This is a genomic window from Cupriavidus sp. SW-Y-13, assembly GCF_009793345.1.
Taxonomy (GTDB): Bacteria; Pseudomonadota; Gammaproteobacteria; order Burkholderiales; family Burkholderiaceae; genus Cupriavidus.
Window position 1 is genome coordinate 120,737 of the sequence record NZ_WHLX01000004.1, and the last position, 18,989, is coordinate 139,725.

General features: G+C 59.0%; 22 protein-coding genes. 17 read left to right on the forward strand and 5 right to left on the reverse strand.

Going from position 1 to position 18,989, the window contains the following annotated elements; translation table 11 throughout:
• Positions 1-29 precede the first annotated feature (29 nt).
• From GA566_RS30590 to GA566_RS30650, 13 genes are all read left to right on the forward strand, one after another.
• Positions 30-794, forward strand: a complete 765-nt coding sequence (locus tag GA566_RS30590; protein ID WP_149135140.1) for a hypothetical protein — start codon at positions 30-32, stop codon at positions 792-794.
• Positions 791-1,066, forward strand: coding sequence for a hypothetical protein (locus GA566_RS30595; protein WP_149135141.1), 276 nt, complete (start codon positions 791-793; stop codon positions 1,064-1,066). Before GA566_RS30590 ends, GA566_RS30595 begins: the two co-directional genes overlap by 4 nt.
• Positions 1,063-2,019 (forward strand): signal peptidase I, encoded by a 957-nt coding sequence (lepB, locus tag GA566_RS30600; RefSeq protein ID WP_149135142.1) that lies wholly within the window; start codon positions 1,063-1,065, stop codon positions 2,017-2,019. The genes GA566_RS30595 and lepB overlap by 4 nt, the downstream gene beginning before the upstream one ends.
• Positions 2,020-2,106: 87 nt before the next feature.
• Positions 2,107-2,343: a hypothetical protein gene (locus GA566_RS30605; protein ID WP_017510888.1), complete on the forward strand. Its 237-nt coding sequence runs from the start codon at positions 2,107-2,109 to the stop codon at positions 2,341-2,343.
• A 133-nt stretch (positions 2,344-2,476) separates the two neighbouring features.
• Positions 2,477-2,824 (forward strand): hypothetical protein, encoded by a 348-nt coding sequence (locus GA566_RS30610; RefSeq protein WP_149135143.1) that lies wholly within the window; start codon positions 2,477-2,479, stop codon positions 2,822-2,824.
• 143 nt (positions 2,825-2,967) lie between these two features.
• Positions 2,968-3,825 carry a class I SAM-dependent methyltransferase gene (locus GA566_RS30615; protein ID WP_149135144.1) on the forward strand — a complete coding sequence of 286 codons (858 nt, stop codon included), beginning with the start codon at positions 2,968-2,970 and terminating at the stop codon, positions 3,823-3,825.
• 651 nt (positions 3,826-4,476) lie between these two features.
• Complete coding sequence (locus tag GA566_RS30620) at positions 4,477-4,878, forward strand: hypothetical protein (protein ID WP_237380943.1); 402 nt, start codon at positions 4,477-4,479, stop codon at positions 4,876-4,878.
• A gap of 20 nt (positions 4,879-4,898) precedes the next feature.
• Complete coding sequence (gene cheY, locus GA566_RS30625) at positions 4,899-5,288, forward strand: chemotaxis response regulator CheY (protein ID WP_149135146.1); 390 nt, start codon at positions 4,899-4,901, stop codon at positions 5,286-5,288.
• 116 nt (positions 5,289-5,404) lie between these two features.
• Positions 5,405-6,136: a hypothetical protein gene (locus GA566_RS30630; protein ID WP_149135147.1), complete on the forward strand. Its 732-nt coding sequence runs from the start codon at positions 5,405-5,407 to the stop codon at positions 6,134-6,136.
• A gap of 23 nt (positions 6,137-6,159) precedes the next feature.
• Positions 6,160-7,251 (forward strand): tetratricopeptide repeat protein, encoded by a 1,092-nt coding sequence (locus GA566_RS30635; RefSeq protein WP_160475146.1) that lies wholly within the window; start codon positions 6,160-6,162, stop codon positions 7,249-7,251.
• Positions 7,252-7,278: 27 nt separating this feature from the next.
• Positions 7,279-8,037: a DNA-binding transcriptional regulator gene (locus tag GA566_RS30640; protein WP_187645078.1), complete on the forward strand. Its 759-nt coding sequence runs from the start codon at positions 7,279-7,281 to the stop codon at positions 8,035-8,037.
• 270 nt (positions 8,038-8,307) lie between these two features.
• The gene (locus tag GA566_RS30645; protein ID WP_160475147.1) at positions 8,308-8,451 is read left to right on the forward strand and encodes a hypothetical protein; all 144 of its coding nucleotides are present in this window, start codon (positions 8,308-8,310) and stop codon (positions 8,449-8,451) included.
• A 266-nt stretch (positions 8,452-8,717) separates the two neighbouring features.
• Positions 8,718-10,730, forward strand: coding sequence for a hypothetical protein (locus GA566_RS30650; RefSeq protein ID WP_160475148.1), 2,013 nt, complete (start codon positions 8,718-8,720; stop codon positions 10,728-10,730).
• Between the two features lie 143 nt (positions 10,731-10,873).
• Here GA566_RS30650 and GA566_RS30655 read toward each other — a convergent pair whose 3' ends face one another.
• The 3 genes from GA566_RS30655 to GA566_RS30665 form a co-directional block, all read right to left on the reverse strand.
• Positions 10,874-11,866 (reverse strand): hypothetical protein, encoded by a 993-nt coding sequence (locus GA566_RS30655; protein ID WP_149135151.1) that lies wholly within the window; start codon positions 11,864-11,866, stop codon positions 10,874-10,876.
• A 160-nt stretch (positions 11,867-12,026) separates the two neighbouring features.
• Complete coding sequence (locus GA566_RS30660; protein ID WP_149135152.1) at positions 12,027-12,356, reverse strand: hypothetical protein; 330 nt, start codon at positions 12,354-12,356, stop codon at positions 12,027-12,029.
• Positions 12,357-12,428: 72 nt separating this feature from the next.
• A complete protein-coding gene (locus GA566_RS30665) occupies positions 12,429-13,208 on the reverse strand; it encodes a hypothetical protein (protein ID WP_149135153.1) in 780 nt (259 codons plus the stop codon).
• A gap of 158 nt (positions 13,209-13,366) precedes the next feature.
• Between GA566_RS30665 and GA566_RS33470 the strand changes: the two genes are divergently transcribed.
• The gene (locus GA566_RS33470; protein WP_237380945.1) at positions 13,367-14,236 is read left to right on the forward strand and encodes a hypothetical protein; all 870 of its coding nucleotides are present in this window, start codon (positions 13,367-13,369) and stop codon (positions 14,234-14,236) included.
• Between the two features lie 43 nt (positions 14,237-14,279).
• Here the strand turns inward: GA566_RS33470 and GA566_RS30675 are convergent, their stop codons facing one another.
• Positions 14,280-14,807, reverse strand: coding sequence for a site-2 protease family protein (locus GA566_RS30675; protein WP_149135154.1), 528 nt, complete (start codon positions 14,805-14,807; stop codon positions 14,280-14,282).
• Between the two features lie 193 nt (positions 14,808-15,000).
• Here GA566_RS30675 and GA566_RS30680 point away from each other — a divergent pair, with 193 nt between their 5' ends.
• Together GA566_RS30680 and GA566_RS30685 are read left to right on the forward strand one after the other, a co-directional pair.
• A complete protein-coding gene (locus GA566_RS30680) occupies positions 15,001-15,225 on the forward strand; it encodes a hypothetical protein (protein WP_160475149.1) in 225 nt (74 codons plus the stop codon).
• A gap of 181 nt (positions 15,226-15,406) precedes the next feature.
• Entirely contained in the window at positions 15,407-16,615 is a 1,209-nt protein-coding gene (locus GA566_RS30685) for a hypothetical protein (protein WP_202127002.1), read from the forward strand.
• A 287-nt stretch (positions 16,616-16,902) separates the two neighbouring features.
• Here the strand turns inward: GA566_RS30685 and GA566_RS30690 are convergent, their stop codons facing one another.
• On the reverse strand, positions 16,903-17,994 hold the full coding sequence (locus tag GA566_RS30690; protein ID WP_149135079.1) for an IS5 family transposase: 1,092 nt from the start codon (positions 17,992-17,994) through the stop codon (positions 16,903-16,905).
• Between the two features lie 197 nt (positions 17,995-18,191).
• Between GA566_RS30690 and GA566_RS30695 the strand changes: the two genes are divergently transcribed.
• The gene (locus GA566_RS30695; protein WP_160475150.1) at positions 18,192-18,953 is read left to right on the forward strand and encodes a hypothetical protein; all 762 of its coding nucleotides are present in this window, start codon (positions 18,192-18,194) and stop codon (positions 18,951-18,953) included.
• The last annotated feature ends 36 nt before the right edge of the window (positions 18,954-18,989 follow it).

Here is an 18,989-nt window from a genome sequence, read left to right on the forward strand (position 1 = left end):
GCCGTTGTGGCCCCATCAACGGAGACATCGTGACTGCTAACAAATCCACCACCGCCTTGGAACTGGGTTGGCCGCGGCGCCGGCAAGAGACCGGCTACTTCAGCGAAGTCGAGGCGTTGACTGACGGAATCCGCCTGGACGCCGAATTTGCCAAGGAGCCGTGGCTTGTCCTCTGCCAGGTGTCCGATAGCTTTCTCTCGGAAGACTCCGGCGTGGATGCCAGAGGCGTGCATGCGCAGGCGTTCAGACTAGGCGAGGCCTTTCCACGCGCGTACGTGGAGTTCGACTTGCTGTCGCCGTGCGCCGGCCAGACCCTCGAGGAGTGGCAGTTCCTGGATGCCTGCGATAGCGCCAGTAGTGCGTTGAGCTCTATGGCGATCGCACTGTCGCAATCGGCCGTGCAGGACGTCGGCCGTTTGCTCGGGTCGGCTCCGATCCTGCACCTCTCCCGCATTGAGGTGAGGGCTGACCAGCAAGGTCAAGGGTTGGGCGAGTGGCTCGGCCAGTTCATGTTGAGGTGGCTGTGCTCCTCTTTTGCCCCCGGGCTACTGATCGTGCAGCCATTCCCGCTCCAATTTGAAAGCTGTTCGCCCTGTGAAGGCACGCCGTCACATGCGGCGTTCCGAGAGGAGCTCGGATCTGCCACCGCCAAGCTCGCCGGCTACTACTGCCGGACGCTGAACGTCGGCGCTGTACGAGAGGGCGACTCCCATCTCATTGGCGCTCTTGCTGGTTGGCGGCTGCTCGTCGACGAGTTCGGGTGGTCTTTGGCACCCCAGAAGGAATCAGAATGAACGTACGGACCATCATCGTGAGCTGGCGGCAGAGCTTTCGCCCATATTTGCTGCTCACAATCGCTTTCAACGTCCTTGCGATTGCATTCCTGCTCGCGTCGGTCGCGATCGCGGCCAGGGACATACTCCACAGCAGCACCTGGTACGTGCGAATGTGGGCCGCCGCAGAGACCGTCGGCTGGGTGTCCGGTGGGCTGGCTGTGCTGTCTTCGGCGTGGCTGATTTGCAAACTCGTGCGTCGCAAAGGACCAAGCAATGGGGGTGTCGCATGAGCCTCTTCCTGTCGGGTCTGGCGCTGACCGCCGCCGGGCCGGCCATGGTGGCTTATGGCCGCCGGCGGGGGGAAACAGACGAGGTCAACAGCAGGCTTCTGTCCCTTGGGTACTCATGTGCGATCTTCGGCCCGTTCCTGCTGCTGGTCTACGTTGCCACTTTGCCCTCAGCACTGCTGGTGGCAGCTGCGGTGAGCGGCCTTCTATGGGGCGCGGACTGGTTGGCCAAGCGCACGCGTGGGCGCCGCTGGACGTCCGGGGTGGCGCGTTACGGGAGCGACGCGTTCCTCATGGTGCTGGGCGTATGTCTGGTGAGGTTCTTCGTTGTGGAGCCTTTCGTTGTCCCGTCGTCATCCATGCGGCCGACGCTATCAGTTGGCAACGTGATCATCGTGGACAAGTTCTCCTATGGCATCCGCCTGCCAGTGCTCAACCTCCCGCTGATCCCAACCGGCCAGCCCGCTAGAGGACAAATGATCGTCTTCGAGTACCCGCCCGATCGGAGCCGCGCGTTCGTGAAACGAGTGATCGGAATCCCGGGTGATACCGTCCGCGTCGATGACGCAGGTATCGAGATCAACGGTGAAAGGCTTCTCCAAACTCCCGCCGGCAGCTACACCTACACGAGCGATGCTGGCCACCCCGTGGCGGTCGACCAGTTCGTCGAGCGGCTCGGATTGACGAGCTACCAGTCGCTCCACCGGCCCGGAACCCCTTGGGCGGATCTGGCCGCCGTCGAGGCGCTGCATCCCAAAGATGGTTGCGCCTTCGGCAGAGCGGGAATGCAGTGCATCGTGCCCCCGGGGCACTATTTCGTGCTCGGGGACAACCGAAGCGATAGCCTGGACGGCCGATACTGGGGCTTCGTGCCGGACAGCCATCTCCTAGGGAGGGTCGATGCCGTTCTCGGGAACACCAATGGGCCTCGCTACGCAGGGGTTTGGTTGCGCTGAAAGATCATGTTGCGGCAAAACGATACCTAACAGGTACAAACACGACTAGAATAGCGATCTGATACAACGGTCACACAGGAATTCCCCATGGAACACGTTCGCGCAAACTGGCGCTCCTACTTGCTTGCTCTGATCCTGATCGCGGCGCTGACGATCCTGTTCTGCGTTGTCCTGGGCCCGATGCTTGGCATTGCGCTGAGCGTGATCTCGCCTCTCAAGGTCGTTGTGGTACTGCTTGTCACCGGGGCGCTCCTTCGATATCTCCTGCACTCCGTGGACAAGGTTGATCGGACGCACGTCGAGACGTCCGCGCACGGTCGATAACTACCTGGAATCCCGATCGTTGCCCATAAGGCCTGCCGGTTCGGCAGGCCTTTTTCATATAGCCGCGTGGAGGACATATCAGTCCACAAGGCCCATGAATCGGGTTTGATCACCCATGCTCAAGGAGATACTCATGAATGAAGCACTCACAACGCAAGTAATGGTCTTCGCGAACGGCCGAATCGCCATTCAACTCTGGTCTGATGAGGGGCCATCAAGGCTGAATGTGAACCTGCCCGATGTGGACTTCGCAGACGATGAGATCGCCATTAACTGGGATCTCGACGACAGCGCCCTGAAGTCGATCCTTGAGCTCAACAAGTTCCAGGAAACCGATCGCGTCGTTCGCTCCGGACACGCCGTCTGTGCGGTCTGGAAAGTGGTCTGCCCGGAGATGCTTCAGGAGGCCGCGCAACTGCGCAAGCAGATCAGGCGCCATACGAGCCGCCGGACGTCGATGAGTAAGGCTGCCATGCACTGACAGCTCACTGCGCTTAACCCTGCACCACCCCCGCTACGCGTCATCGCGAGCGGGGGTTTTCTTTTGGACTTTCCATTTTTCGGCTTGACTAAATTAACGGTAACACGTAACAATACGGCGACTGAAGCGCGAACCAAGAAATTATGAACGACCAGGACAAGATTCGCCGATTGGGACAGTACCCGACGCCCGCATGGGCGGCGGAGCAGCTTGTCGAGCGGTACTTCGGCGACCTCGGGCGAGACGATCTTGTGATCGAGCCGGCCTGCGGTCCTGGCGCATTCCTTGGGGCAATTCCGACTGATGTGCCGGCGATCGGCGTCGAGATCGATCCACTGGCGGCCGAATGCGCGCGAGTCGCAACCGGACGCGAGGTAATCACAGGTGACTTCTGCACGGTCGACTTGGAGGCGAGGCCCACGGCAATCATCGGCAATCCTCCGTTCAAGCTGGCGCTGGTGGACAGGTTCCTTGCTCGCGCACATGCATTGCTGCCGGAAGGGGGGAGGGTTGGATTCCTTCTGCCGGCCTACGCGTTCCAGACCGCAGGCCGCGTAGTGGACTACAACCAGCGTTGGACCATCGCGCAGGAGCTCGTGCCGCGGAATGTGTTCGATGGCTTGCGGCTCCCCTTGGTGTTCGCGCTCTTTCACAAGGAGCACCATCGCAGACTTCTGGGATTTGCCTTGTTTCACGAGACCGTTGCCGTGCAACGCATGCAGGATGACTACCAGGTCGTTCTGAAGCAAGGGAGCGGCCCGATTTGGCGCAAGGTTATCGAACTCGCGCTACGCCGTTTGGGAGGTGAGGCCAGCTTGGCTGATATCTACGAAGAACTGCAGCGCAACCGCCCAACTGAAACCCGTTGGTGGAGAGAGAAGATCCGTCAAACCTTACGGCGTTATGCCGAGGTCTTCGTTGTGATGGGGGAGGGACGGTACGCGCTTTCCGTGTCGCTCGACTGTGTAACTCGGAGAGCGGTACCAGCGTCAATCAATTGAGCCGGCCTACGCGGTTTTCTCGGTATCCAGGGAGAGGGTGATGTTGAAGTCGTTTTATGCGCGGATAGCATTCTATGCCGCAGTCCTCGTGGTGCTGGTGGGATTGGCTCTCAGCTTCGCGATTTTGGTAGAGCCTGTCTTGCCCATGAATGGGTTCTCCGATTGGCGGAAGCTTGTGGGCGTTCTACGAAATGGGTTCCCCGGTGTGTCAACTTATACGAATGGTCTCATTGCGTTGACTATCTCCGCTGCAATGTGCGGGCTTGTGGTCCTAGTGGTGGATCTAGCCCCTCGAATCCGGAGAAATCTACCGAGCGATTCGTGCGAAGAGCATCGACGCTGAAATTTATAACCAGTCGCTGTGGAGAAAAAGTATGGGTGCTTACCTTCTGATCATAGTAATGACGACCTCCCACGGAGTCACGGTGAAGACCGAACACCTCGCGAGTTTGGCTGCATGTAACGCTGCGGCTACCTCCGTTAGGAAGCAGACTGCGGACTTGGGTGTCGGTGTGTCCAAGGACCCCTGGAAGCAGAGGCAGTATGTTTCTGTCGACTGTGTAAAGAACCAGTAGCTCTAGCACAGGGACAAACACAGTCTCCGCTCCCCCGAGCCGTTCCCGAAACTCATCAAATCTGAAGAGGCTGCTCTTGAAGAATGCTCTCAAATGCGCGTTGGCCGCAACGCTCTTCGGCCTGACGCAGGCCGCCAACGCGATTGAAATGAATCTGGCGTCGACCGACGCGGTCGTGGACAAGGCCAAGTTCACGGAGGTAGTGACCCAGTTCCTTCCCGCCAAGGTCCAGGCCCTTGATTCGAACTACAGGCTGATTGGGGTCATGGAGACCGCATCCTATCGGGACGGAGATCGGTTCTTCTACTACAGCCTGATGCTCCACAAGAAGGTGATCGACCGCGACAGTGGCAAGACATACTGGGCAGTTACCGGAGGCATCCGTGCGCATGGGATTACCGCCGGCGGCGAAGAGTTGATCAAGCATGTACGTGAAGACCTCGTGCTGGGCGCCAACTCATTCCCGACGGATCAATAGGACGCCGCAGGATTGCCAGGATGAACAAGAATCGAAAGTTCCTTGTGGTTGACGACTTCGCCACGATGCGTCGCATCGTTCGAAACTTGCTCAAGGACATTGGCCACTCGAATGTCGAGGAGGCGGAAGACGGCGTCGATGCATTGGAGAAGCTGGAGGTGGGATCGTTTGACGTTGTCCTGACGGATTGGAACATGCCTCGCATGGACGGATTGACCTTGCTCCAAACGATTCGCCAATCTGAGAAATACGCTGGCGTTCGCGTGTTGATGGTCACCGCCGAGGGCAAGAAGGACAACATCATCGCAGCGGCCCACGCCGGCGCCGACGGCTACATCGTTAAGCCCTTCACCGCGGCAACGCTGGGTGAGAAGCTCGACCGGATCTTCAGTCGGCTCGGCGAGGCCTAAGCGGGCTGGTGAACTCGTTTCGTCTCGGACGACCGTTGTCATGCTGGGACGTGTTGTGTAGCGAAACGTCCGTCGATGAATCAAGAGGGGTCGACGGCATCGCATAACTGGAGTGAATGATGAACTATCACCGCTGGATCTGCACGCTACTGCTGGCTCTAGCCGCAGTCGGGGTCGCTGGCTGCACCCAAAGTGCGCCGGTAGAACAAGTGTCTGTCTTCGATCGGGCAAAGGCCGAATCTGATGGAAACAAGGCAATTGAAATTCTGGAGGCTGAGTTGGGCAGGACTGATCCTGACACCACGAGCATCTGCGGCTTCCCGAGGATTTGCGGGGAGGCCTTTCGTGCATACCGACGGGATCTGTATGTTGCACTGGATGCGCGGGCTGCAGAGCTGGCGCCTGTGTTGGCAACGGATCAACTTCTGAGGTACGTACGGACCTATGAGATGAAAGCCAGCCGCGAAGCCGTTGCTGCGCAGATTGTCGAGCGGGCCAAGAACGCAGAAGGAAAGCCTGGCGACGTTCCGCTGTTGGATGATGCTGCATCGCTTCTGGCTGAAGGAAGGTCCGTGCTGAGAAATCGCGATGTCGCCGTAGCATTCTTCGAACGCTCATGGTTGGCTGGATCGACGTACGCGGCCAAAGGACTAGGCGATCTCTACCTTAAATCGGGGGACTTAGACAACGCCTATCTCTGGTCGGTCAGGAACAAGACGCCTGGCGTGGTCTGGACTAGCCGCATTGATGGTTTGTCGCCGGAAGCGATCCATAACGCCGAGGCCGTAGCGTCAAACAAGTCGATTTTGTCTATGCGTGCCGACAAGAAAGGAGGGCCACGTACGTGAGGGCGAATGCGAAGCACCTCTGCGTGGCAGTCACTCTTCTGGTGATGTCCGCGGTGGCACTTGCGATGCCGTCGCCAGCCGATGTGGCCAGCGCAGTGAGATCAGAGGACTGGTCCAAAGCTGAGTCGCTTCTCGGGGAGGTTCTGCGGGAGCGCGAATCGCCGAAAGCGCACTACCAACTCGGCCAGGTCTATGCACGCCAGTTCCGGCACGCTGAGGCGCTAGCGGAGTATCGCAGGGCGAAGGAACTTGATCCGTCGCTCAAGTTTGCATCATCGCCGAAGCTGTTCGAGGCTATGGTCACCCGAGAGGAGGCGCTTGTCGAAGGCAACCTCGACGCCGGCACATCGCGATCGCAAAGCACGGATGTCGCCCAAGAGACTCGGGCCATAGAGGGCACGTCGAGTGCTGCCCAGTTGCAGGCAACCGACACGCCTTCCACCCAGCCGCAAGTTGTGTCCGTGCTTGAGGACTGGGAGGGCCGCATGCTGTGGCTCATCGTTCCAGCGGCACTTTTGATGGTGGTCGCCGTCCTAATGGGGATCTTCCGAGTCCAGACGAGCGATCGGCCACGAAGCGTAGCCCGGCTTCCGGATGAACTGGAGGACTTGTTGAAGCGTCTGGACTCTGCGGAGGGTGTGTGCAAGGCGGCTTCGTACCCAACCGGCAAGAAGGATCTGATCCTGGAGTCCATCTGGAAGCTGCGCGAAGACGTGGAACGCACAGTGTCGCAGTGGCGGCACGGCACATCGATTGAGGGAGTGATGCCGGCGCTCGTGGCCAGGGCCTCACGCTTAGAGACGGCCGCGGAAACCGGGGTCGTGACTACTCCCCCTGTGGCGGACCCTGGTGATCATCGCCGAGTCGGGCCGGCAGTGGTGACAAGTCGACCTATTGCGCAGGCGATCGCTCCTCGAGCAGCGGTGCACAACACCGAAACGCAGGGCGGCGGCTTCCTTACCGGTGTGGTGGTCGGCTCCATGTTGAGCGGCTCTTCCCCGGCCAAGAGCGCGGAAAGCCGTGATGAATCCAGCGGATGGTATGGCGGGAGCGGAAGTGGCGGCGGCGGAAATGGAGGGCCGACTTTCGATGGCGGAACCGGAGGAGATTGGTAACCCGGATCAGCTCTGCCAGGTGTCCAAATGCTTGAAGAACGAGTGAAGATGCAATCGCGAACGATCGATCCAGGCAGCGTGTCGCTGCAACCGCCCACAACTACGCACCGCGCAGCAACGGGAGCCCGTAGGCTGGCCGAACCAGCTATGCAAGGAATTTCCCGAGATGAACGTCCGGCCAACCCAGCAGATGCCGGCTGGCGTGTGCGTCTGTTCAAAAGCGGGAAGTATGTCGCCAATCGCCACTTCAGAGACGCCGCCTATCATGGCAAGGAGGGATCGCTGTACGCCGCACAACGGTTTCGGGACGACATGGCCGCAGAGTACGGCGTCCGTCGTCGCGATCGCGAGGTTACTGCTCTGGCGGGCTTCCGCGTTTCCGCAGGCATATCGCAATCGACGCTCGCAAGTTGGCTGCATGTATCGACGCCGCTGGTCACGCGCTGGGAACATGAGGGCGCACCGGAGCCTGTTCTGCTACTGGCAACCGCGTTGTTCGAGGGTATCGTGAGGCCGCAGAATACGCTGCCATCGCCCGACCTGGCCGCCTTGCGGCAGAAGCTCGGCCTGCGGCAAGAGGATATGGCGAAGAAGTTCGGCCGGCGCTTGGCGGCATATGGCGAATGGGAGCGAGGAAAGCGGCAAATGCCAGGATGGGTGGCGGTCTACGTAGAAGCTGTGCTACGTGGCTGGGATGAAAAGGGTGGTGCTATGCTTGCGAGCGCAGACCAGCCAACGCAAATTGCATCCCCGACCAGTGAATCCACAAGCAGTCAACTCAACTAGCGAGTGGGAAGAGACGCCTGCATTGTCCGCGTCTCTGCCGATCCAATTCTCCGACGGCGCCGTACTTCCCGAGATCCGTATCTCGTGCGAGGGTTGCGGCAAGCCGCTGGCCACCAGGCTGCAGAGAGGCCGCGTGGTCAACCTTCTTCCGGACGTCTATCGCCTGACGGGGCTTGCGGCGTGCCTTCACTGCGAAGGCCTGACTCGATTCGACTATCGAGTCCGCAGCGAGGGTGCTCGCATGTCAATGGAACATCGCAGAGATGGGGCATGGCGATCAATATCGATTTCCCGTCCCAGCTTCTGGGGGCGTGTCTTTGGCTTCCTGCGCCCGTAGCAGGGCGCATGCCATTGCAGGGCCTGCACCGAATCAAAGGTTTGATCTTCTACCTTGCCGACGATGCGAAAAGCTAGTCGGATTCTGAACACACAGCTCCCCGCGCATTTGCACTGCGCGGGGTTTTTTCTTTGTGGGTACAGCAACCTGAATTCGCGGTTGACTCTGCATGAGTACCTTCGATATATTGATCGGACCGGTCCATCTCGATCGTGCCGCTGGTGTTGGCAAAGGCAGTGCCATGAGATGCAGTAATCCACCCCGTTAGACGCACACAACCCTGCGTAGCGCATAACGGTGAACCAGCCACTACAACCTGTCCCGCGCTACGGAAGGAGTTGCTATGCGTATCCCGCTGCTCCATGCTGACTTCGAGCATGGTTCCTACACGAAGATCGCCAAGGCCCTGCGAAAGATCTGGCCCCTGGGCGATCAATCCTTGATGCAGTCCCAGAATTCATTGGCCATCGTGCTGGGCTACAAGGGCTTGCACGACGCGCAGCGCGAGGCCACCCCATCGTTCTCAATGCCTGAGGGGGCGGTGAGCATGCAAAGGATCGAGAACGCTGTGGCGTGGCGCATGTTTGTGCGCTACGGCTTGGATCTACTGTTTGCTCGATCTCTCGTCTCCAAGCTGCACTTTAACGAGCTTGCTATTGCGGGATTAAGCCTCGAGGAGAAGTTGCGGCGGATCGCGGAGTTGGACGCCAGCCGGGGAGTCATACGTGATGAGATGGGGTACTACGCTGGCGCACGCGAACCGTGGCCAGAGCAGACGCCCGATCTGCTGCGGAAGGACATTCCACCGTATAAGTGGGCGATTTATCCAGATCGTCGCGTCTTCCTTTGGTCCAAGCTCGTCTCGCAGATCGAGATGTTGCCAGAGGACTTCGCTGAAGATCTCCGGCAAGCCGGCAAGCTGGGCAATGGTTCGGACGCCGTTGTCTCATTCATGATGGATTCGTTCGTGCCCGCGGCGTGCCAACCCCTCAAGGACGCGCTTGCCAGTGGCGCCCTGACAGCGTCGGTTGAAGGCCCTCGACAATGGACGGTGAAGTGGATCGTCACCAAGAATGCGGAGGTGTTGGGCTGCTGCATCGTTGCGGAGAAGCTCGGCGGCATCATTCCACGCGTTTTCGCGCCAGATGGAGGCGCCGCATATGCGGCCTTGGCGGATCTGCTGTGCGGTGAGGTGGTGCCGGCAGATTTAACTGCGGAGCAGGGTGATCTGGTGACCGAGCACGTGTGGTTCATCGAGCGCAGTCGCTTAGAGCAACTGAAGGCCGGTCGAAGAAGCGACCTTCTGGACAGCCTGTGGTATCACGATCAATTTCCTCACTCAGTCGAACTGTATCGCGGTCAAGAGGGATGCCGACTGGCGGGGCAAGCCGAGTTCTCCGAGCGTGGCCAGGCCTATCTAGCGACGTCGACTTTCGATGCCATGGAACAGCAGCGTATGCTGCGCGAGGGAGCGGTCTTTGAGACGTTCGAGTTGTCACAGAGGCTGGTCGAAGAGGTGGGCACTGAGAGGGGCATTCCTTCGGTGGGGAATCGGTGGCATGACGCGGTTGAGCACATGTTTGCCGGACGGAGTGCGGATGTTGAGGCGGTGATGGGATCGCCGGCGGGTGTAGACGCATTGATGGCGGCCGTACTGGCCAACATTAGTGCATCTGAACTGGATGTGTTTGTTGATCAAGCTATCAGCGAATGCTTGCCCGTACGGTACGAGGGCCATACAGAGGACGACGACGATCTAGTCAACGATCGGAGAAGTGCACTGAGCAATGTCGACCACCTCGGGAGTGCCGTCCTGGCCAGCATGCCCAGCTTGAACAGTTACTCGGCAGTATCGCTGGGATACATGATGCTCGTTGCCGAGGGTGAATACCCTGGGAGCCGCTATCAGGGGATGGTCAATGCGCTGGCGCCAACGGAGTGGGCCCGTCAGAGCCGATTGCTCGCGGCCATGCTGATCTTCGATAGCAAGTACGGCAGCGGCATAGTCCGGAGAGCGCTGCTATGCGCCATCGCCCCAGTACTTGGGACCGGTACCAAAAACTGGTCGAAAGCAAAGATCGGTATGTGGTACCAGAGTGCCTGCGCGGCCGAGCGTCGCCTGACAGAAGGCGCAGCCCAACTGAAGGCTGTCCAGGAGTGGCGCGGGGTCGAGGTTGAGGCGGAGCGTGTCAGGAGTCACGGTAAGTTTCTGCGGTCGGGCGACCCCATCCCCGCGACTAAGCCAAAATCACCTGCAGAGGCGTTGAACGAAATGTTCTCGATGACTCGAAGCTCCAGCGTGTTTGTCATTCAGGCGAAGCAGGACTTTACGAGCATGCAAGAAGGACGGAGATAAGTTGCACGGGCACTGCAGTGCAACGGCCGCAACGCAGCCCGATAGGGCGGTAGGCCGCGTACTCGCGCTTAGGCGTTGGACGACGCGAAAAAGCGGAGAATGAAAAAGAATGGCCCGCAGTGTGATATGCGGGCCTTGGTTGGTTAAGCTGCAACCGATTCCTGCTCCCCAACAGTCTCCGTCGCGGGCGTCTCGCCGTTGTCGCTTGGGGCGCCGGCGGCAGTGTTGAGGAGGGATTCCTCGTCCTCTGCCTTTTTCAGAGCCTCGAAGATGGTGTCGATTCTTGCCTTGGTGTCGGGCGCGAGCATGGTGAAAGCAGGGTCAGCCTTGATGTCGTGGATGGCCACGCGCATGTCGGGTGCCGCCTTCGTCACTGCCTTCCTGAGGAGGGCGCCAGGCGTGTGCCTTGCGGAAACCTTCGTGCTGCCCGTTACCCTGGCCCGGTCAATTGTCCGTTGGATGACTTCCGCGGCCTTTTCGGCATGCTTCTTCAACATGTCGATGGCAAAGCTTGCCGCGATGATCTCGTCGCGCACCCAGTTGGTGATCTGGTAAGGCCCTTCGATCAGCATCAGCAAGTCTTCGACGTAAGCCGGCTCGAGCTCCATGCCCTTCGCAATCGTTGTGACGTCGGGAGCATAGATCGAAGCGGTCTTGCAGAGCTTGGCGAGTTCGAACGTCGACAGCTTGTCGCCGTCGTTGCCAAGGTGCAAATCGCAGGTGCGCTCTAGGTCACTCAAATTGCGTTGTGTCGCGACGGCATAGACGTGCGTGAAGTTGGCGCCGTCCCGGATGGCACGCTTCGCAGCCTCAAGTCTGCGGTAGCCGCGCTTGAGAATGACGACATCTTTGCCGTCGCGCTTGGCAACGATCACGGACAGAGGACTGTCGCGCATGAAGCCGATCTCGGGGTTCAGCATCGAGAGGCGGAGCTTTTCCACCTTAGCCCAATAGGCCTTATTCTTCTCGCGGACGTTGTACTGCTCGTCTACGATGATTTCGAATGGGTCGACGGTCCAAAGGTCTCCCGAACTTGCCCCGATATCCCCCATGCCCTTTTTCAGGTTCCCCTTCACGATGGTCGGGATCAAGGGCAGTTGGTAGTTCGCTCCTACGGTGTTGCTGGTCTGGCTCATGATTTCGATCTCCATAGAGGTTGGTCTTGCAACCTCGTGATGCTTGACAGCGACGAGTAAGTTCGTGTGCGAGGCCTTTGTCGCTGTCAGCGGTGGCAGGCTGGAGAAGGCGGGCACCAAATGAAACGCCGCCCCACGAAAGTAGGGCGGCGCGTGTCGGTTAAGGCAATGTCTCTCCGGCGATGCGAGCACGCTGCACACCGGCATGGGAGACGACGTCCATCAGCCACTTGGGTTCATGGAAGCACTCCGCAAGCTCGCCCTGGGTCAACCGCATGACAGTGCCGACATCGGTGACAGCGACCGCAAAAGTCTTCTCGCCGCGCGTCTCGAACCCAGCAACCACTGCGTTCCCCATCCTGCGGCCATCGCGCGTGCAGAGTTGGGCTCCGCGTTGCATGTAGCCTTCAGCCAATCCGATTGCCCAATGCGGGCGTAGGGCCAATTCGGTGAGCTCCTCGAGGTTATCGAGCGTCGTTTCTTCGTTCATGGATTCATCCTTGTAAGGTTGTCTTGGCACCCTGAAATGAGTTACAGGCAACGCGAAGCCTGTTCGATCGATTCAGGGATTGCGCCATGACCAGTACTGCTGCTCCTTGTCCAGTCGAGTTGTGTCCCAGTGCAGATCGCGGCCGGTCGGCCGAACATCGATTGCCGCCGCCTGGCCGACGGTGTCCAAGAGTTCGGCATCGGAAGTCCGAGGGGAACCGGGCGCAGTCGCGATCGAGATCTGTCCGGCGACCCGAATGAACCGCCCGCCTTGGCCGGAGGGCTCTTCGTCTATGGTGAGGTGCGACACCTGGCCATCGAAGATGGCCAGCCCACGCCGCATGGCGTCCTGGGCGAGGGGATTCGTCTGCACAGAGAAGCGACCGAGCAAGTCAGCCGCCGCGACGGACGCGCCCACGACAGGTACGAACTTGGCAAAGCATGCCTCTCGAACATGCCAGTCGCGAAGAGTTGGCGCCTCTCCGGTCTTCGACGACCAGATAAGGTGGCAACTGCGCAGGAGGGTTGGCGGCAGGCCTTGGTCCCGTTCTGGATAGTGCCAATGGCCGTCTGACGGCGACTTGGCTCGCGGCACCTCCCTGTCCACGCGGAACGCCAAGAGCTCGAGCGAGGAGGTGCTGGAGATGTCGTAGATACGGCAAAGTCGTTGGCCTTCATCCCGAACATCCTCCAGCACAGTCTCATTTGGCCATTGGAACTTCGGACCATCCAGCAGCAGCTTGCCACCATGCCAGTAGGAGAAGCTGACTTCCAGGTCGTGGAACCAGCCGAGCTCTAGGGCGCGTTCCTGTACCTGGATGATTGACTGGGTCCGCAAAGGAGTGTTCGACATTTCTGATCCTGGACGTTTGCCGATTCATTCCGGCAACTTTTAGAAACATAACAGGTAGGTATAATACACATGCGTCGATCAGGATGCACTTGTCTCGGCGAAACAACAGCGAGCCTGGGGCTCGTGCCGGCCACGAAACCTACGGAAGGAAACGCGAAATGGAGATTGAAAAGGGAACGTTCGAGGACATCGTGAGGAAGATGATCGCGAATCTCGATGGCCAGCAGCCGCCAGAGCTCGCCGGGGCGAGCGGGACCACGCGGCCCGCCTACGGCCAACTCACCGATTCGATGGCAGCGTCGGCTCTTGCGGCGGCGCTGTCGGAGCATGGTTTCACCATCAACGAGCGTTCGCCTGAGGATAGCCAGGTGCTCGGGGATGAGGACTTCAAGGACATCGAAGAAGACCTGCGGCTCGAGGGAGCGAGGATCTATCGGATCACGCACACGTATGACATCGGCAACCAGGACGTCTATGTTGAGCACCCGACGGGTGACGTCGACGGGAAGCGGGTGGCACTCTACTGCTGGTTCCAGGCGTCGGAGTGGTTCGGGAGCGCGGCAATTGTGTCAAACCTTGGCATCGCCGCCGCCATGGTAAGCCTGTACGGATTCAGGCACTGTGCGACCCGTCATTCCTGCACGACAGTCGATCTATACGCAGACGCCGAGGGATACCCCGACTACCACTCGCTGATGGCGGACACGTCCCTGCATCGTGAGGGTTTGCGCCATGCATTGGCTCCGCACCTTGATGGCGATCGCCCCGAGTGCACGATTGAAAATGCCGGCGTGCTCGACTCCGCCCAGTATCGGGAGATGTCCGATGAAATGCTGACCGCTCAGGACTTAGTGCAACAAGGAGCGGTTCACGCTGTCAGTTTTCTCCTGCAGCACGGTTGCAACGAAGCGACCGCAAATCAGATGCTGGAGTCACTGCGGGCCAACGCGGGGCACATCCGCGAGGAAGCTGCCCGAAGAGGAAAGAGCCTCTTCAAGCAGGATCAGGTGGCTTCATCGGAGAGCTAAGAATCCTTGCCCGCGGTGAATTCCGGGCACAAGGACTGGGGGACTACACCAGCAGGGCCACCAGCGCAATCGCCACAAAGCCGGCGCACAACAGGTACTGCCGGCTTTTGGGGCTGATCTTGATCCCGCGTCGCACGATGAAATGCTCAATGATGGTCCATCCGTCCAGGGGCGGCAGCGGGATTAGATTTGTCGCCAGGAGAACGAACGAACCCTTGGCACACAGTCCCACCAGCCATAACGGATATATGGCGTCGACGAGGTAGAACGCTATGCCGGTTGCCAGGGACATCGCCGGGCCGGCCGCAGCGACGATCGCGCGCTTGCCGGACGGCGACTGCTCATAGTGCTTGCTCGCCACAAAGGCCCACAGGGGCACAAGGCCGAACTCGATCGGAACCTTCTTGATGGTGATTGTGAACAGCTTCACGCCACCAATTACAACCTTGTCGGGGCGAATGCCGACCCTCTTCATGGCCAGGAGATGGCCGTATTCGTGGATACCCAGCAGCACGACCAGCAAGTGCCACATGATGTACGCGGCGAGGAAGAGTAGGAACGCGGTCTGCATGAGTCAGTAGGTAGTTGGAGGCCCCGTGGGTCCTAGTGTTGGCCCCGATTATATCCGACTGATACCCGTTTCGTATCTATACGTGTTAATCGTTGGATGTGCGACATAACGGTAGGGCCAAGCCAACGCATCGTGCGAAGGCGTGCTTTTCAAAGGCGCCACTGCCGGTGCCAAGTCCCTTGGAGATGATCCCATGATCCTATCTGCATATACCGTCGATACCACCCCCGTCGGCTTCACGCCATGCTGGTGGCCGGCCACTTCTTTGGGAGCAGCAACGGCCGCGGCGAAATCGCTCTCTGAACGGTTGGGTGAGGATGACAGGTACCCGAATCCCTTCTGGGTCGTCGACGCCGACAACGCCCCCGTGTGCAAGTACTACCGTGGTAAGAAGTACGCACCCAGCGAAACCGTGTAACTCATGGCCGCCGGCATCTCTGATGCCGGCGGCTTTTTGCTTTCTTGGGACCGGGCGTTGCCTGGCGCCAACGCTCACTGGGTTCCGGGCGAGTGCCTTCAGGCTGAAGAACTCATGGCGGTTGAATGTCAGGGCGCATACAATTAGTATCCGTTAATCACATAACGCGTATGCATACCCTATGACGTACAGAACGAACGCTATCCGGATGCTGGCCGGCGCCGGCGCCGCGATACTCCTGCTTGCTTCAGGTGCGGCGGGCGCGGACCCTCACTCCGATGGGTTGGCCTTTGGCAAGGGGCAATTGGGCGGTTTGAACGAGAAGGTGAACCCCGAGAATGCCAAGGACCTGCCGTTCTACACCAACAATCCCCCGCAGGCAGGCGGGTTTGGCGGCCCGTCACTGTTCAGCCTGGGGGTTGGGCGCATCACTACCTGCAAAACGGCTGAACACGGTCCGGATTCGGTCGCCAATCAGGAATGCGACGCGGTGAACTTCCTGGCGAAGAATCCCCAGGATCGGGTCAAGATCCCGGTCAACCCGAACGACCCGATCATCAAGGGCATCGGGGATACGATCAACAATGCTAAGCCAGGCAATGTCACGGACAGTGGTTGCTACCCGAAGACCACCACCACGCCGGCGCAGCACGAGACGGAAGTCTGCAACGAGTACCTCGTGACCGAGGATAAGCAGTGCACGATGGGGCAGGTGGTGGAGGTGGATGCGAAGTCCAACTACCAATGCAACATCACGAAGAACTCGACCTACCTAACCACCTGCGACAAGGTCCTGATTGTCCAATGTGGGGCTGGGTATTGCGATACCGGTGGTATTTTACCGCTGACAGTTTCTGCATCCACGGGGAATGCAAACATCCGCTACGAGGCACCTTACCTCTGGATTACGCACGGGTACCAGACTCAGATGTGGATTGAGTCTTCTACATTCACATTCAACATTCGGAATGTCAGCGAAGTCAAAACCTTTATCTGGGAATACACGTACGTTGACAACTGGATCTGGATTGCTATCAACGGACGGAAGGTGGGCGTACGGGCCAACAACGGTACGCCGGCTCAGGCCCAGTATGCCGACAAGTTTGAGATCGGAACCTACGTTGATGACTCCGGCCGTCAGTATCCTGACGGGACGATTGACCTCGGCGCCGGGGGGATCTGGTCTCTCGAGCGACCAAACAACTTTGAAATTGCGGAGAACGTGGACATGAAGCCATACCTGGTGAACGGCACCAACGTGATTGAGTTCAAACTTGCCAACGGCGCTGGCCCAGGGAATGGTAATATTAGAATTAATGCGCAGCAATATTGCCCATGTACGGAGTACTGGGACAACCAGTGCACTTTGCTCGAGCAGAAAAGCAATTAAGTAATACGTGGTATTAATACCATGCATTAATATTGAATATATTAATAGATGGCGTCATTAAAAATGGTGGTGGCGGGGTGATGTGTCAAACTGAATTATCGGCCGTTTGGCAATATCAGGTCCGTCACTCTCCCCCGCTTAGCAGGTTGCTGAAGTACTCCCCGCGCAAACGGCGTGCTTTCCGCCTGTGCGGGCGAGGACTGCCTGATTTCACAATCCGGAAGCTTCGCGCCCTCGAATCGAGTTTTTCTGCGGTTCGGGGCCCATTTCCGGCTTCATTTCCCCGATTACCGCAACTGCGGACGGATTTGTCCCAGCGAACGCATGCGCACGAGGTTGTAAGCGGCCATGCCCAGCACGAACATCTGGTCGACTCGCTTCAGTCCGCGCACCATCACCTGGCGCAAGCGCCCGACCGTCTTGACCCAGCCAAAGCCTTGCTCGATCAGCTTGCGCTTTTGCTGTGAGACGGCATAACCGGGGCTGCAAGCAATGGCATCAGGAACGGCCGAGCGCCGACCCGAGGTGTTTTGCGCCACATGCGGTGTCACCTTCATCTCCAGGCACGCTTCAATGAACTCCTGCGCGTCGTAGCCCTTGTCTGCACCTACTGTGATTTCCGCGTCCGGGTCGACCGCTGCCTGCCGGGCATCGTTGAGCATGACCTTGGCAGCCTCGCGCTCGGCGTGTCCATCGGCCGTGCTCACCAAGGCACTGACTACCAGGCCGTGGCGGTTGTCGCTCAACGTATGGCCCATGTAGCGCAGCTCACTGGCGGTCTTGCCCTTGCGGTACAGCTTGGCATCGGGATCAGTCTTGGACTCGTGCGTTTCGTTGCTGCGTTTGCGCCCCCTGAAGTCGCCGCTATCGTCGTCGCTGCCATCTTTGCGCACGAAGCTCTTATGGCCAGCCCACGCCTGAATCAGTGTGCCGTCGACACTGAAGTGCTCACCAGACAGCCAGTCCTTCTTCTGCGCGATGGCCAGCACCTCGTTGAAGAACTCGATCACGGCATCGTGCTTGATCAGCCGTTCGCGGTTCTTGGTGAAAACCGTGGGCACCCAAACGGTGTCGTCCATCGACAGTCCGATGAACCAGCGAAACAGCAGGTTGTACTGCGTCTGCTCCATGAGCTGGCGCTCGGAGCGAATACTGTAAAGGACCTGCAGCAACATGGCCCGCAGCAACTTCTCCGGCGCGATGCTGGGCCGGCCGCCCTTGATATCGGCCTCGTACATTTGCGCGAACAACCGGTCCATCTTCACCAGCGCCTGATTGGCCATGGTGCGGATCGAGCGCAGAGGGTGGGACTCTGGCACGAAATCTTCCAGCCGCCGCATGGTGAACAGGCTCTCGGTGAAGGTGTCAGCGCCGCGCATGAATGTGGGGTTGGTGGAGTCCTCAGATCAACGCGCCAGCCGGTTGTGAGGCTGACGTTCGCCGGAGGTATTTCAGCGGCCTGTTAGGTGGGGTGCATAGATCGGCGGAACGGGACGTTCATATGTCAGGGAGGGAGTAGTCGACATTACTAGATCATTCCAACGCGACAGACTGCGTCTGGATCTCACAGAAGCTCATGAACACGATGAAGAATATTCGACGCGTTGCAGTCAATTTGGCGTGTGCCATTGCGGTCGTCGGCATTGGCGCCTGTACGACGGTTGACACTGTTCGCCGCGAGAGTGCCGAGATGGACCGTTCTTACGTTCCCGTCGGGACGTATAAGCTGTTTCAGGGAAATGCTGCCATATCAGAGAGCCTTTTCGTGAAGGCTACCAACTCGGATGGAAAATGGCGCGTGGAGGTATCGAGTCGCCCCTATCAGCGCGAAAACGCGAACGAAGAGATTTTCGCGGTCAACTCTGCGAATAGGGTAATCAAACCCAGCTTCGAGAGAGTGAGTACGGGTACGGCTGGCCCCGTGCCGACCCCCTCTGAACACATCAGCTGCGGACTTGCTGGAGTGGTTGGCCCGAAGAGCAAGTACACGGTTTGCAACTCCAATTTCTCAACGGGCGGTGCCGCCGTTGACTGGGCGAAAATGGCAGCCATGCTCGTGGAAGCAGGAGCGCAATCCACGGTAGACCAGTACCTTGCCTCGCTTGCTGAGATCGAGAAGATCAACGCAGCGCGTAGGGAAGCGAATGAGAAGCAGAAGGAGTTGGCGCTTCTCTCCGCGCAGTTGAAAACCATCAATGGATGGAAGGAACTGCCGGTCGGCACGGTGCTCCAATGCACTGTCGGGTTATCGATGAATATCGTCTGCAGTGACTCGAATGTGGCCGTGGATCTCCGAAATTTTTTCTATGCGGGAGATTGGAAGTTAGGGCAATGCTGATCAAGTCCTCCGATTCGTGAGAAGGCGCGTTATTTG

Coding starts and splice junctions, on each gene's coding strand:
- GA566_RS30595 (WP_149135141.1), top strand. CDS start 791: ATGAACGTACGGACCATCATCGTGAGCTGGCGGCAGAGCTTTCGCCCA.
- lepB (WP_149135142.1), top strand. CDS start 1,063: ATGAGCCTCTTCCTGTCGGGTCTGGCGCTGACCGCCGCCGGGCCGGCC.
- GA566_RS30605 (WP_017510888.1), top strand. CDS start 2,107: ATGGAACACGTTCGCGCAAACTGGCGCTCCTACTTGCTTGCTCTGATC.
- GA566_RS30610 (WP_149135143.1), top strand. CDS start 2,477: ATGAATGAAGCACTCACAACGCAAGTAATGGTCTTCGCGAACGGCCGA.
- GA566_RS30615 (WP_149135144.1), top strand. CDS start 2,968: ATGAACGACCAGGACAAGATTCGCCGATTGGGACAGTACCCGACGCCC.
- cheY (WP_149135146.1), top strand. CDS start 4,899: ATGAACAAGAATCGAAAGTTCCTTGTGGTTGACGACTTCGCCACGATG.
- GA566_RS30630 (WP_149135147.1), top strand. CDS start 5,405: ATGATGAACTATCACCGCTGGATCTGCACGCTACTGCTGGCTCTAGCC.
- GA566_RS30640 (WP_187645078.1), top strand. CDS start 7,279: ATGCTTGAAGAACGAGTGAAGATGCAATCGCGAACGATCGATCCAGGC.
- GA566_RS30645 (WP_160475147.1), top strand. CDS start 8,308: ATGGCGATCAATATCGATTTCCCGTCCCAGCTTCTGGGGGCGTGTCTT.
- GA566_RS30650 (WP_160475148.1), top strand. CDS start 8,718: ATGCGTATCCCGCTGCTCCATGCTGACTTCGAGCATGGTTCCTACACG.
- GA566_RS30655 (WP_149135151.1), bottom strand. CDS start 11,866: ATGAGCCAGACCAGCAACACCGTAGGAGCGAACTACCAACTGCCCTTG.
- GA566_RS30660 (WP_149135152.1), bottom strand. CDS start 12,356: ATGAACGAAGAAACGACGCTCGATAACCTCGAGGAGCTCACCGAATTG.
- GA566_RS30665 (WP_149135153.1), bottom strand. CDS start 13,208: ATGTCGAACACTCCTTTGCGGACCCAGTCAATCATCCAGGTACAGGAA.
- GA566_RS33470 (WP_237380945.1), top strand. CDS start 13,367: ATGGAGATTGAAAAGGGAACGTTCGAGGACATCGTGAGGAAGATGATC.
- GA566_RS30675 (WP_149135154.1), bottom strand. CDS start 14,807: ATGCAGACCGCGTTCCTACTCTTCCTCGCCGCGTACATCATGTGGCAC.
- GA566_RS30680 (WP_160475149.1), top strand. CDS start 15,001: ATGATCCTATCTGCATATACCGTCGATACCACCCCCGTCGGCTTCACG.
- GA566_RS30685 (WP_202127002.1), top strand. CDS start 15,407: ATGACGTACAGAACGAACGCTATCCGGATGCTGGCCGGCGCCGGCGCC.
- GA566_RS30690 (WP_149135079.1), bottom strand. CDS start 17,994: ATGCGCGGCGCTGACACCTTCACCGAGAGCCTGTTCACCATGCGGCGG.
- GA566_RS30695 (WP_160475150.1), top strand. CDS start 18,192: ATGAACACGATGAAGAATATTCGACGCGTTGCAGTCAATTTGGCGTGT.